Source organism: Aeromonas encheleia (assembly GCF_900637545.1).
GTDB classification, from domain to species: domain Bacteria; phylum Pseudomonadota; class Gammaproteobacteria; order Enterobacterales; family Aeromonadaceae; genus Aeromonas; species Aeromonas encheleia.
On record NZ_LR134376.1, the window covers coordinates 562,775 to 575,398 of the forward strand.

At 59.7% G+C, this 12,624-nt stretch carries 11 protein-coding genes and 1 pseudogene; 10 read left to right on the plus strand and 2 right to left on the minus strand.

All coding sequences use genetic code 11. The annotated features are described in order from the left end of the window. The first annotated feature begins 146 nt into the window (after positions 1 to 146). Positions 147 to 659 (plus strand): GNAT family N-acetyltransferase, encoded by a 513-nt coding sequence (locus EL255_RS02650; RefSeq protein ID WP_042652196.1) that lies wholly within the window; start codon positions 147 to 149, stop codon positions 657 to 659. A gap of 226 nt (positions 660 to 885) precedes the next feature. On the opposite strand, the gene tppF is transcribed toward EL255_RS02650, so the two are convergent. Next, positions 886 to 1,500, minus strand: a complete 615-nt coding sequence (gene tppF, locus EL255_RS02655) for a type IVa pilus pseudopilin TppF (protein WP_042652062.1) — start codon at positions 1,498 to 1,500, stop codon at positions 886 to 888. A gap of 40 nt (positions 1,501 to 1,540) precedes the next feature. Between tppF and EL255_RS02660 the strand changes: the two genes are divergently transcribed. From EL255_RS02660 to deoD, 7 genes are all read left to right on the plus strand, one after another. Further along, complete coding sequence (locus EL255_RS02660) at positions 1,541 to 2,326, plus strand: TatD family hydrolase (protein WP_042652063.1); 786 nt, start codon at positions 1,541 to 1,543, stop codon at positions 2,324 to 2,326. A gap of 213 nt (positions 2,327 to 2,539) precedes the next feature. Then, positions 2,540 to 3,814 (plus strand): NupC/NupG family nucleoside CNT transporter, encoded by a 1,275-nt coding sequence (locus EL255_RS02665; RefSeq protein ID WP_042652064.1) that lies wholly within the window; start codon positions 2,540 to 2,542, stop codon positions 3,812 to 3,814. A gap of 124 nt (positions 3,815 to 3,938) precedes the next feature. Continuing rightward, positions 3,939 to 4,109, plus strand: a complete 171-nt coding sequence (locus tag EL255_RS02670; RefSeq protein ID WP_042652065.1) for a XapX domain-containing protein — start codon at positions 3,939 to 3,941, stop codon at positions 4,107 to 4,109. Between the two features lie 389 nt (positions 4,110 to 4,498). Continuing rightward, positions 4,499 to 5,272: a deoxyribose-phosphate aldolase gene (gene deoC / locus EL255_RS02675; protein ID WP_042652066.1), complete on the plus strand. Its 774-nt coding sequence runs from the start codon at positions 4,499 to 4,501 to the stop codon at positions 5,270 to 5,272. Between the two features lie 85 nt (positions 5,273 to 5,357). Next, the gene (gene deoA / locus EL255_RS02680; RefSeq protein WP_042652067.1) at positions 5,358 to 6,689 is read left to right on the plus strand and encodes a thymidine phosphorylase; all 1,332 of its coding nucleotides are present in this window, start codon (positions 5,358 to 5,360) and stop codon (positions 6,687 to 6,689) included. Between the two features lie 14 nt (positions 6,690 to 6,703). Continuing rightward, positions 6,704 to 7,912: a phosphopentomutase gene (locus tag EL255_RS02685; RefSeq protein ID WP_042652068.1), complete on the plus strand. Its 1,209-nt coding sequence runs from the start codon at positions 6,704 to 6,706 to the stop codon at positions 7,910 to 7,912. A gap of 149 nt (positions 7,913 to 8,061) precedes the next feature. Next, positions 8,062 to 8,775 (plus strand): purine-nucleoside phosphorylase, encoded by a 714-nt coding sequence (gene deoD, locus EL255_RS02690; RefSeq protein WP_042652069.1) that lies wholly within the window; start codon positions 8,062 to 8,064, stop codon positions 8,773 to 8,775. A gap of 328 nt (positions 8,776 to 9,103) precedes the next feature. On the opposite strand, the pseudogene EL255_RS02695 reads toward deoD, so the two are convergent. Next, positions 9,104 to 9,514: pseudogene (locus tag EL255_RS02695) on the minus strand (IS5 family transposase); the annotation flags it as partial. Between the two features lie 319 nt (positions 9,515 to 9,833). Between EL255_RS02695 and EL255_RS02700 the strand changes: the two are divergent. Further along, the gene (locus EL255_RS02700) at positions 9,834 to 11,537 is read left to right on the plus strand and encodes a DUF3300 domain-containing protein (protein ID WP_048823070.1); all 1,704 of its coding nucleotides are present in this window, start codon (positions 9,834 to 9,836) and stop codon (positions 11,535 to 11,537) included. Further along, positions 11,537 to 12,478, plus strand: coding sequence for a DUF2950 domain-containing protein (locus tag EL255_RS02705; protein WP_042652071.1), 942 nt, complete (start codon positions 11,537 to 11,539; stop codon positions 12,476 to 12,478). The genes EL255_RS02700 and EL255_RS02705 overlap by 1 nt, the downstream gene beginning before the upstream one ends. Positions 12,479 to 12,624: the final 146 nt, after the last annotated feature.

The window sequence follows — 12,624 nt, forward strand, 5'->3', positions numbered from 1 at the left end:
TGATTGATGTCCTGCCGGGCGCCTCCGTGCCGGGCATGTCCCTCAGGAATAGATGGAATTAGCCAGATGGCTCTGATAAAAACGACTCCAAATGGAGTCGTTTTTTTATGGCCGCCAAGGGGTGGCTGACTGGCAGGGAGCCTGATATGAGCATTCGTTTGGCCGGGGTGGAGGACGCCGCGGCGCTGGATCACTTCTTTCAACAGCTGGATCGGGAGACGCGTTTCATGCTGTTCGAGGCGGGGGAGCGCCCATCCGATATCCAGGGGCAGCGCCAGCGTCTGGCCGCCATGCAGGCCAGTGCCAATCAGCGCATGTGGCTATTGACCCTGGCCGACGAGGTGCAGGGGTTCGCGCTGATGATGGGTGGTGGCTTGCGGCGCAATCGACACTGCGCCCTGATCGTGATGGGGCTGCGCCAGGGCGCGCGGGGCCAGGGCTGGGGTGAGCGTTTGCTACGTACCCTGATCGCCGCCGCGCCGGGTTGTGGCATCAGCCGGCTGGAGTTGGGAGTGATGGCTCATAACGAGGCGGCTCATGGGCTCTATCGCAAGTGCGGCTTTATCGACGAAGGCATCCGGCGCAACGCCTATCGACTGGATGATCGCGATGTCGACGAGATCAGCATGGGCCTGCTGTTGCCGCAGGGGAAATCATGAGGTGGCGGGCCGCTGATGCCGGGTGACCAGTGTTACCGGTGCTGGCGATGATAAGGCCCTTATCGGAACAAGGAGCGGATCATGAAAGGTGTGTTGCTGCGTTGGCTGGCTCGCTACGATGCCTGGTGTCAGGAGTGGGGGCTGGTACCTGAGAACCGGCGCTGCTGCGCGCCGGTGCGTCATGATGAGCGGGAACCCGAGGCATCGGAGGAAGAGCCCTCGTCGCTCAATCGAAGTTGCGGACCACGGCCCCGCTGACGCTGTTGTACTCAAATCCCAACCCGTCCGGATAGGCGGGGAAGCGGCCGATGGAGTCGCGCAGGGTGTAGCGGCAGTTGTCGTGGCGCAGTTGCCCGTCGGTCTGCGCATCGGCCGGGACGAGCTGCGAGATGTAGTCGCTGTCGGCGTCGGTATGCAGCTCATCGGCCGCGGTCTGGTCGGTATCGAGCAGGCCGCCGAACAGGCTCTCGCAATCGTCCCGGCTGCTGACGGAGATCTGATCGCTGTCACCGCCAGGGAAGATGGTGTCGGGACCCTGGCCGCCCTGATCCTCCTTGGTGCCAACCGGCCAGCCATGGGAGTTGATGTCGAGATCCTGCTGCCCCATGCCGCTAAAGTTATAGAGTGCCAGCGGCTCTCCCTTCACCTTGACGGCCCAGCCTGCATGGGCCAGCTGGACGGCGCTGGCAAAGCCGCCGGCGGTCGCGGAGACGCTGCTCTTGAGCGCATCGTCCTGGATGTTGATGAAGCGGGGCATGGCGGTCACCGCCAGGACGGCCAGCACTATGATGACCAGCACCAGCTCTATCAGGGTAAAGCCGTGGGAAGCGCGTTTTAGCATTGAATAGACCCATCAGATACGACAAGCAGGTAAGAGTGATATGCAACTGATCGACACCCACTGCCATCTCGACTTTCCGATCTTCGATCCCGATCGGGAGGTGTTGCTGGCCCAGTGGCGTCAGCTGGGGGTGGGGGAGTATATCATCCCCGCCGTGGGAGAAGAAAACTGGACTCGGGTGATGGCGCTGGCCGACCGCCACCCAGGCATCCGCTATGGTCTTGGCATCCATCCCTGGTATGTGGGGGCCCAGACCGAGGGCGTGCTGGCACGGCTGGAGCGTCTGCTGGCGAGCCGGCCCAAGGGGCTGGTGGCCATCGGCGAGTGCGGGCTGGACTTGCGCAGCCATGTGCCGCAGGAGGGGCAGCTCGAGCTGTTCGAGGCGCAGATCAGGCTGGCCATGAGCTATGAGTTGCCGCTCATAGTCCACTCGGTGCGGGCCAATGACACCGTCGCCAAGACGTTGCGGCGCTTCAAGCCGGCCAGGGGCGGGGTGATCCACGCCTTCGGCGGCTCGCTGCAGCAGGCCAACGCCTTCTGGCAGCTGGGTTTCAGACTGGGGATCGGGGGCGTCATCAGCTATGAGCGAGCCAACAAGACCCGGGAGGCGATCCGCGATATGCCGCTGGAGGCGTTGCTGCTGGAGACGGACTCCCCCGACATGCCACTGCAGGGACAGGAGGGGCCCAATACCCCCGCCAGCCTGCCGCTGATTGCGCAACTCCTGGCCGAGCTGCGAGGAGAGTCGTTAGAGGATGTTATTTCGGTGTTACATGAATCCGCTTTGCAGACATTCCCATTCACCCCGAACGAATTTAACGCTTAGTTAACTATTGATATCGCTGTGATAAAAAATAGGGCGCATAAAAATCGTTTGCGGTCTAATTAAACGACGTCTAACGCGTTTCACACTTATAAAATGTGACCAGCATTCTACTTTGTCGCACCGTAATTAGTATAATGCGCACCCTTGATTAACGGCTTTAAGATACAAAACGTTAACAAGCTGGAAGGTGCTACTAAAGAGGAAGTGTTAATAATGAATCTAATAATGGGTCTGGTAGGGATGGCGACGCTCATCCTTATCGCGGTGCTGTTTTCCAGCAATCGCAAGGCAATCAAAATCCGCACCGTGGGTGGTGCCTTTGCAATTCAAGCCGGTCTGGGTGCATTCGTGCTGTACGTCCCAGTGGGCCGGGACATTCTGGTAGGTGTATCCGATGCCGTTTCCAGCGTCATCGGCTATGGCCAAAACGGTATCGAATTCCTGTTCGGTGGTCTGGTCAGCAACAAGATGTTTGAAGTGTTCGGCGGCGGCGGCTTTATCTTTGCCTTCCGCGTCCTGCCCGTCATCATCTTCTTCTCTTCCCTGATCGCGGTTCTTTATTACCTCGGCATCATGCAGTGGGTGATCAAGCTGCTGGGTGGTGGCCTGCAAAAGGTACTGGGCACTTCCCGTACCGAATCCCTGTCTGCGACTGCCAACATCTTCGTCGGTCAGACTGAAGCCCCGCTGGTGGTGCGTCCCTTCATCTCCAAGATGACAGATTCCGAGCTGTTCGCCGTCATGTGTGGTGGTCTGGCCTCCGTTGCCGGCTCCGTGCTGGCCGGTTATGCCTCCATGGGCGTCAAGATGGAATACCTGATCGCCGCCTCCTTCATGGCTGCCCCGGGTGGTCTGCTGTTCGCCAAGCTGCTGGTTCCGGAAACCGAGACCCCCAGCTATGACGAGAACTCCGCCGACGGCGATCTGGACGACAAGCCTGCCAACGTGATCGACGCCGCCGCCGCCGGTGCCTCCGCCGGTCTGCAACTGGCCCTGAACGTGGGTGCCATGCTGCTGGCGTTCATCGGCCTCATCGCCATGATCAACGGCATCTTCGCCGGTGTGGGTGGCTGGTTCGGTTACCCGCAACTGTCTCTGGAACTGCTGCTGGGCTGGTTGTTCTCCCCGCTGGCCTTCCTCATCGGTGTGCCTTGGAGCGAAGCCGTGGTGGCCGGTTCCTTCATCGGTCAGAAGCTGGTGGTGAACGAGTTCGTGGCTTACCTGAACTTCGCCCCCTACCTGAAAGATGAAGTGCTGATCAACGGCGTGGCCATGTCCGCCCACACCAAGGCCATCATCTCCTTCGCCCTGTGCGGCTTCGCCAACCTGTCCTCCGTTGCCATCCTGCTGGGTGGTCTGGGCTCCATGGCACCGAACCGTCGCGGCACCATAGCGCGCTTCGGTCTGAAGGCCGTACTGGCCGGCTCTCTGTCCAACCTGATGTCTGCCACCATCGCAGGCTTCTTCCTGGCACTGACAGCCATGTAATATTTGCCTGACACTCAGGTAAAGACGAACGCCACAGCGAAAAGCTGTGGCGTTCGCGTTTGGAGCGGTGACAACCGTTTTCCTTTCTAAACTAATAATAAAATTGAGTCGAATCGGAGGTTATATGAATGAAGTGCTACTGGCGATTGCAGCCGGCTTTATCGTTGGCTTGTTGTTTTCTTTCCTCAAATTGCCGATCCCGGCACCTCCCGTCTTGTCCGGGGTGATGGGGATCGTCGGGGTCTATCTGGGGGGGATTGCCTACTCCTGGATCCTGACCCGTTTCTTCTCTTAAGCGCTTTCCAGTGCCGGATTTGTCAGATGTGAGGTACCTCTGAAATTGGCAAATCCGGCTTGCAAACACGGGGTATCTCGGCTGAAATAGGCGATGCCAGCAGGGTGCTGGCATAGACTAATACCCGGACAAGCCGGGTGTTGGCGGTCAAATGGAATTGATTGGGAAGTTGGGTCAGCAGTTGTCGGCCTTTCTCAAGTCTTCATGGAACCAAGTCCGCACTTTTGTAAGAAAGTGACAGGGCTCTTGCCTTATTTGCAGCCGTATTGCCTGTGCATTTGCGCTGTAATTCCATCTCCCGTTTACCCGGGCCATCTTGCCGATCTCATCTCGAACGGCGAGTGCCAGACTCGGGTATTCAGGACTTATCGAGACTTTGGAGACATAGCATGACTGATCTGAAACTGGCCGCCCAACGCGCCCTGAACCTGATGGACCTGACCACCCTGAACGATGACGACACCGATCAGAAGGTGATCGATCTGTGCCGCAAGGCCAAGTCCCCGGCTGGCCTGACCGCCGCCGTCTGCATCTATCCCCGTTTCATCCCCATCGCGCGCAAGACCCTGCGTGAGATCGGCGCCGCCGATGTGCGCATCGCGACCGTGACCAACTTCCCCCATGGCAACGACGACATCGAGATCGCCGTGGCCGAGACCCGTGCCGCCGTCGCCTATGGTGCCGACGAGGTGGATGTGGTGTTCCCCTACCGTGCCTTCATGGCGGGCAATGAACAGGTCGGCTTCGATCTGGTCAAAGCTTGTAAGGAAGCCTGCGGCGCTGACGTACTGCTGAAGGTGATCATCGAGACCGGCGAGCTGAAGGATGCCGCGCTGATCCGTCGCGCCTCCGAGATCTGCATCGATGCCGGTGCCGACTTCATCAAGACCTCCACCGGCAAGGTGCCGGTCAATGCGACCCCGGAAGCGGCGCGCATCATGATGGAAGTGATCAAGGCCAAGAACCCGAAAGTCGGCTTCAAGCCGGCGGGTGGCGTGAAGGATGCGGCCGTAGCCGGTCAGTACCTCGCCATGGCCGAAGAGATCCTGGGCAAAGACTGGGTTTCCCCACGCACCTTCCGCTTCGGCGCTTCCAGCCTGCTGGCCAGCCTGCTGGCGACCCTGGGCCACGGCGACAAGCCGGCCAATACCAGCGGTTACTAAGCGGTGTCAGGGGGCGGCGAGCCGTCCCCTTTCGAGGAATCCTGTTCGGCCTGTATGCGTGCATGACGCGCGGAGGGAATGAAAGATGTTTTTGCCTCAAGAAATTATTCGCAAGAAGCGCAACGGTGAAGCGCTCAGTACCCAAGAGATTCAATTCTTCGTCCAGGGCATTACCAACAACAGCATCGGTGAAGGCCAGATCGCGGCACTCGCCATGGCGGTCTACTTCAAAGACATGACCATGGATGAGCGGGTGGCATTGACCTGTGCCATGCGCGACTCTGGCATGGTGCTGAACTGGGACCACCTCAACCTGGGTGGCCCCATCGTCGACAAGCACTCCACCGGTGGGGTAGGTGATGTCGTCTCCCTGATGCTCGGCCCCATGGTCGCCGCCTGCGGTGGCTTCGTGCCGATGATCTCCGGTCGTGGCCTGGGTCACACCGGCGGCACCCTGGACAAGCTGGACGCCATCCCCGGCTACCAGACCTCGGTCGACAACGATCGCTTCCTGAAAGTGGTGAAAGAAGCCGGCGTGGCCATCATCGGTCAGACCGGCGATCTGGCCCCGGCCGACAAGCGCATCTATGCGGTGCGTGATATCACCGCCACCGTCGAATCCATCGCCATGATCACCGGCTCCATCCTCTCCAAGAAGCTCGCCTCCGGGCTGGAAGCGCTGGTGATGGACGTCAAGGTGGGCTCCGGCGCCTTTATGCCGACGTTTGAAGCATCTGAGGAACTGGCGAAAAGCATAGTGGCGGTGGCCAACGGTGCCGGCTGCCGTACCTCGGCGCTCCTGACCGACATGAACCAGGTGCTGGCCTCCAGCGCAGGCAATGGGGTGGAAGTTCGTGAGGCGGTGCGCTACCTGACCGGTGAGTATCGCAACCCGCGCATCCACGAAGTGACCATGGCGCTCTGTGCCGAGATGCTGATCTCCGCCAACCTGGCGAGCGATGAACAGGACGCCCGTGCCAAGTTGCAGGCGGTGCTGGACAACGGCAAGGCCGCCGAGATCTTCGGTCGCATGGTCACCGGCCTCGGTGGCCCGGCGGACTTCATGGAGCGTTACGACAGCTACCTGCCCAAGGCCGGCATAGTGCGCCCCGTGTATGCGGCGCAGACCGGTTTCGTGACCGCCATGGATACCCGCGAACTGGGCCTGGCCGTGGTCGCCATGGGCGGTGGTCGCCGCGCCGCCGGGGACAAACTCGATTATGCGGTCGGTCTGACCGACTTTATCCGCCTGGGGCAGAGCGTCGAGGCTGACAAGCCGCTCGCGCTGATCCACGCTCAGACAGAAGCTCAATTTGCCGAGGCCGCCCGCATGGTGCAGGCAGCCGTCAAGATCGGTGACACCCGACCAGAGGCACTGCCCGAGGTTTACCGTCGCATCGGTCTGGCCGATTTGTAACAAGGGGAAGACCCATGAAACGTACCTTTATTCTGATGATGGACTCCTTCGGTATTGGCGCCGCCGCCGATGCCGAGAAGTTCGGAGATGTGGGCGCCAACACCCTTGGCCATATCGCCAAGGCCTGCGCCGCCGGTGAGATCGAAGGCCGTGGCGCCCTCCATCTGCCGAACCTCAACAAGCTGGGTCTGGGCCACGCAGGGGAGCAGGCTTCCGGCTACTTCCCGGCCGGCTTGCAGAAAGATATCGAGGTGGTCGGTGCTTACGGCTTCGCCCAGGAGCTCTCCTCCGGCAAGGACACTCCGTCCGGCCACTGGGAGATCGCCGGCGTGCCCGTGCTGTTCGAGTGGGGTTACTTCCACGATCACCACAATAGCTTCCCGCAGGAGCTGTTGGACGCCATCGTCGAGAAGGCGGGCCTGCCGGGCTACCTGGGCAACTGCCACGCCTCCGGCACCCAGGTGCTGGACGATCTGGGCGAGGAGCACATGCGCACCGGCAAGCCGATCCTCTACACCTCTGCCGACTCCGTGTTCCAGATCGCCTGCCACGAAGAGACCTATGGCCTCGAGAAGCTGTACGAGCTGTGCCACATAGTGCGTGAGCTGCTGGAGCCCTACAACATCGGCCGCGTCATCGCCCGTCCGTTCGTGGGCAGCGGCAAGGGCAACTTCAAGCGCACCGGCAACCGTCACGACTACTCGGTACTGCCGCCGGCGCCGACCGTGCTGGACTACATGAAAGAGGCGGGTGGCCAGGTGGTCTCCATCGGCAAGATCGCCGACATCTATGCCAACCAGGGCATCACCAAGCAGGTGAAAGGCACCGGCCTGACCGAGCTGTGGGACAGAACCTTGGAAGAGGTGAAGGCGGCCGGTGACAACACCATCGTCTTCACCAACTTCGTCGACTTCGACTCCTCCTACGGCCACCGTCGTGACGTCAAGGGCTACGCCGATGCACTGGAGTATTTCGACTCCCGTCTGCCGGAGCTGTTCGAGATACTGCAGGATGGCGACGTTGTGGTGCTGACCGCCGACCACGGCTGCGACCCGACCTGGAACGGTACCGATCACACCCGTGAGTACATTCCGGTGCTGTTCTACGGCAAGCCGGTCAAGGCGGGCAGTGTCGGTCGTCGCGAGACCTTTGCCGACATCGGTCAGAGCATCGCGGCCTACCACGGTCTGCCCAAGTTGCAGTACGGCACCAGCTTCCTGTGATGCCGATCCTGGGCAGCGCATCGTGGATACAGGGCCTGCCCAGGTTGCACAGCGGTACTCGCTTCTTGTAATTTACCCGCCCGTCGCCAAGGCGACGGGCAACCCAATAAAGACAATAAAACTCAACCTAGTGTGAAGGAATTAAGAGAATGGCAACTCCTCATATCAATGCAAAAGATGGCGCCTTTGCTGACACAGTGCTGATGCCGGGCGACCCCCTGCGTGCCAAGTACATCGCCGAAACCTTCCTGGAGAACGTCGAGCAGGTGTGTGACGTGCGCAGCATGCTCGGCTTCACCGGCACCTATAAGGGCCGTCGCATCTCCGTCATGGGCCACGGCATGGGCATCCCGTCCTGCTCCATCTACGCCAAAGAGCTGATCACCGACTACGGTGTGAAGACCCTGATCCGCGTGGGCTCCTGCGGTGCCGTGCGTGAAGACGTGAAACTGCGTGACGTGGTGATCGGCATGGGTGCCTGCACCGATTCCAAGGTCAACCGTCTGCGCTTCAAGGATCACGACTTCGCCGCCATCGCCGACTTCGACCTGGTTGCCAATGCCGTGCAAGCCGCCAAGAACAAGGGCGTCGCCGTGCGAGTGGGCAACATCTTCTCCGCCGACCTGTTCTACACCCCGGATCCCTCCATGTTCGACGTCATGGAAAAATACGGCATCCTGGGTGTCGAGATGGAAGCCGCCGGCATCTACGGCGTGGCCGCAGAGTACGGTGCCAAGGCGCTGACCATCTGCACCGTCTCCGACCATATCCGTACCGGTGAGCAGACTACCTCCGAAGAGCGTCAGCTGACCTTCAACGACATGATCGAAATCGCATTGGACTCCGTGCTGCTGGGTGACTGATCCCGCAGCTTCGGCTCCAGACAAAACGGCGACCTCGGGTCGCCGTTTTTTTATGGCCGATGGTCGGCCGTTTCCCCGGTTTTTGTCCCCGGCGGGGGCGTTGGCGAGACGATGATCATGTCGAACGACGATGGGAAGAGGAGCGCCAGATCGCCACCTATGCTCTCACCTAACCCCATATAGAGGTTCAGGTTATGAAAAGAGTGAATCTCCTCATTAAGGCAATACTTTCCCTCGTGCTGGCCGTGCCGATGGCCTGGCAGGAGCTGTTGGCGGCGGATGGCAGGAGGGCGCCGCAACAAACAGCATCACAACCTAGGGGTTGTCGTCATAAGATGGCAGCCCATAACGGTGCGCAACTAAGCGGCACAATTGCCACAAATGAGGCCGCGTTCTTCGCATACCTCGTGGCAATGCCTTGCCATTGCTTCAGGCGCAGAAAGACCTTTTCCACTCGATGCCTTGCCTTATAAATCTCCCTGTCGTGCTCCCGCTGTTCCTTACGATTACGCTTGGACGGGATCACCACCACCATTCTCCGAGACGCTGCCTGCGCTATCAGGGCATTGGTGTCATCACCACGGTCAGCCAGTAAATACGCGGCTTTCAGACCCTCAATCAAGGCCGACGCCTGGGTACAATCTACTGTCGTTCCAGAGGTGACGATGCATCTTGGCATTCCATGCGCATCCACTGCCAAATGGATCTTGCTGTTCAGCCCCCTTTTTGCCCAGCCAAGCAGAGTCCATGCATGGTCGGAGATATAGTGGCGGCGATGAGCAGGAATAGTCATCTGATAGTTGGATGCAGCTGTTAAGAGGGTGGGGTTGTACGCAATTCAACCAGCTAATGACGACAGCCCCTAAGGTGTTCAGGCGCAGCTTGAGACAGAAGCAAATGAATTTTTCACGCCTTTTCAGCCGGTTTTGGGTGTGATCTCGATTAGTGGTTTATGTTTTCGGTATGAGACGCCCGCATTGAATGCAATGAGATAAAACATTTGTGGAAATCATCAGGCAAGAGGTGCATCAGCCACTCCAGCAAAAGGAAGCAAGATCATGAAGCAACCCCTATTTCGCCGTAGCGCGTTGGCGGCCGTGCTCGCCCTCAGCACGGTATTGGCTGCCTGCAAAGAGGAGCCACCTTCCGTCACGCAAAGTGTTCAGCCCAACGTGGCTGCCAGCGTTGCCAGTGCTGCCAGTGCTGCCAGCGCTGCGGTCGCACCTCAAGGGCAGCCTATTAACACACAAGCATCGAAATATACCCCAGAGGCTCTCGAGACCCTGCTTGCCCCCGTAGCGCTTTACCCTGATGCGGTATTGGCTCAGGTGTTGGCCAGTGCCACCAATCCGCAAGAGGTGCTCGATGCCGGCAACTGGCTAGTCGCCCACCCCAATCTCAAAGGGAAAGAGCTGACCGCCGCCATTGCGCCGCTGGGCTTTACGCCGCCAACCATGTCGCTGATGCACTTCCCAACCGTCATGGACATGATGTGCTTGAAGATGGAGTGGACGACCGAGCTGGGCAGTGCCTTCCTGGCCGATGAACCGGGCGTACTGGCAGCCGTTCAGCGCCTGCGCCAACAGGCGATGGAGGTGGGCAACCTGAAAGACTCAGAGCAGATGAAAGTGGCCAAGGATGAACAGAACAATCAGCAGATCGTCACCATTGCACCGGCCAACCCTGACGTCGTTTACGTCCCGCAATACGACCCAACCGCCGTCTATAGCGCGCCAGCTGCCGGGCCAGCCCCAGCAGCGGTGACCACAGGAACCACGACAACGACCGCGCCTGCGACAACGACCACGACAGTGGTAGAAAATGATGATAACGACAACGATGACGAGGATGAATACGACCGCGATGATATGGTCTTGACGGGCTTGCTCGCCTTTGGTGCGGGCATGTTGGTCAACGAGGTCTTCAACGACGATGATGATGAGGGCGATTATTATTACCCGCGGTGGGGATCTGATTATCCCGGCGGTTACGCTCCCTATCGTTATAACCCCAACTATGGCAATGGTTTTCGTCCCGCCAATGGGTACAACCGTCCGGCCAACTATCAGCGGGGCTCTAACAACAATATCTATATCAACGCCAAGGGGGATGATTACTTCAATAAGTTTGAGCGCGGCCCCAATAACTACATGCGCCAAGCCGACAGCCCCATCACGGCGGCGCGCCCCCAGCGTGCTGAGCTGGCTAACCTGGAACAACGCTCGCGAAATAACGAGGCAGGGGGGCGCCAACGAGATGCCACACCGAAAGGGAGTTATGCGGGGGCCAATCGCCAATCTAACAGCGAATACGCCGGTGCACCACGTGCTGTCAATGAGGTGAACAGGGAGGCGCGCGCAACCACGCCGAAGGGGAGCTATGCGGGAGCCAACCGCCAACCCAAAAGCGGCAACGCCAACGCGACACGCGACGCGAGACAGGTGAGTAGGGAGGTGAATGTGGCCCAACGCACGCCGCGCCAGGGCAACTACGCAGGGGACAAGGTCAAGCGGCAGCAAATCACGCCACAGACCGCTGGAACGCGTGATCGCGGCTATGTCCAACCACGCGCCACTCACAGCAAGAGCGCAGCACAGACTGCAACACGCAGAGCACCTGCGGCCTCAACCTCAAAGAGTGCCTTCCAAGGGGTACAGAATACGGGCAGAACCGAGCGCGCCGCCAGCCAACGTGGGCGCGAAAGTGTGGCTAGTAGCGCGCGTACCGGGCGCACAACTCAACCCAGACGGAGTACGCGATAATGAAGCGTTTGTTGAAATGGAGTTGGGCCCCCTCATGGGGTTTGGCCCTGCTAGCCCTGACCTGCGCCAGCGACGCAAGCGCCATGGCACAGCGCACCTTCGCCACCCCGGATGAGGCGGTGCAGGCCCTGATCACGGTCTTGGAGCGAAACGATGTCACCGCACTGACGCTGTTACTCGGCGAAAAGAGTGAAGAGGCCATCACCTCGGGGGATGAGGTGGCCGATGCCAATGATCGCGCCGCCTTCGTCGCGAGCTTCAAGAGCAAGCACCAACTGGTGGCCGAAGGTAAGGATAAAATGATACTGGTCGTGGGGGAGTCGGATTGGCCACTGCCAATCCCCCTCGTGGCCGCAAATGGCAAGTGGTATCTCGATGGCGCCGCAGGTGCCAAAGAGATCGTCTATCGTCGCATCGGCCGAAATGAGTTGGGGGCGATTGCGGTGTGCCGTGGCTTTATCGACGCACAGATAGAATACGCCGCCGCGGGGCATGATGGCCAAACGGCAGGGATCTTTGCGGCAAAACTGCGCAGTGATGCAGGACAACAAAATGGACTCTATTGGCCTGTGGGCAAGGGTGAACCAGCAAGCCCGGCCGGAGAGGAGGTCGTCAGTGCCGCGGCAGAGGGCTACAAGGCCGTGGTCGGTCAACGCACACCCTATCATGGCTACTACTACCGTATCTTGTATGCCCAAGGCGCCGCTGCCAATGGGGGGAGGAAAGAGTACTTTGTCGAAGGGCAATTAAGAGACGGTGTCGCCCTGATCGCTTGGCCAGCCGATTATGCCAACAGTGGGGTGATGACCTTCATGGTGAATCACGAGGGGCGGGTTTATCAAAAGGATCTAGGGGCCGACACGGCAACTGTCGTTGAGGCGATCCAGCTGTTCGATCCCGATAAGAGCTGGTCGCTGGTGGTTAGCAAAGAGGGCGATTAGGGCTCTTTACCTACCATAGAATCTTGGCAAATAGCATGGGCCGAGAGCGGCATGATTGAGATCACAGGAGGTGATGCGGGGCCAGTCGGCCCCGCGTTGCGCTCTGGCGTTTAGGCCAGCCGGTCCCGTCGTCGGCCAACAGAAAA

What these genes read in the sequence shown, in the direction of transcription:
- EL255_RS02670 (WP_042652065.1), top strand. Translation starts at nt 3,939, where the DNA reads ATGAATGAAGTGCTACTGGCGATTGCAGCCGGCTTTATCGTTGGCTTG.
- tppF (WP_042652062.1), bottom strand. Translation starts at nt 1,500, where the DNA reads ATGCTAAAACGCGCTTCCCACGGCTTTACCCTGATAGAGCTGGTGCTG.
- EL255_RS02705 (WP_042652071.1), top strand. Translation starts at nt 11,537, where the DNA reads ATGAAGCGTTTGTTGAAATGGAGTTGGGCCCCCTCATGGGGTTTGGCC.
- EL255_RS02660 (WP_042652063.1), top strand. Translation starts at nt 1,541, where the DNA reads ATGCAACTGATCGACACCCACTGCCATCTCGACTTTCCGATCTTCGAT.
- deoC (WP_042652066.1), top strand. Translation starts at nt 4,499, where the DNA reads ATGACTGATCTGAAACTGGCCGCCCAACGCGCCCTGAACCTGATGGAC.
- EL255_RS02665 (WP_042652064.1), top strand. Translation starts at nt 2,540, where the DNA reads ATGAATCTAATAATGGGTCTGGTAGGGATGGCGACGCTCATCCTTATC.
- deoD (WP_042652069.1), top strand. Translation starts at nt 8,062, where the DNA reads ATGGCAACTCCTCATATCAATGCAAAAGATGGCGCCTTTGCTGACACA.
- EL255_RS02685 (WP_042652068.1), top strand. Translation starts at nt 6,704, where the DNA reads ATGAAACGTACCTTTATTCTGATGATGGACTCCTTCGGTATTGGCGCC.
- EL255_RS02650 (WP_042652196.1), top strand. Translation starts at nt 147, where the DNA reads ATGAGCATTCGTTTGGCCGGGGTGGAGGACGCCGCGGCGCTGGATCAC.
- EL255_RS02700 (WP_048823070.1), top strand. Translation starts at nt 9,834, where the DNA reads ATGAAGCAACCCCTATTTCGCCGTAGCGCGTTGGCGGCCGTGCTCGCC.
- deoA (WP_042652067.1), top strand. Translation starts at nt 5,358, where the DNA reads ATGTTTTTGCCTCAAGAAATTATTCGCAAGAAGCGCAACGGTGAAGCG.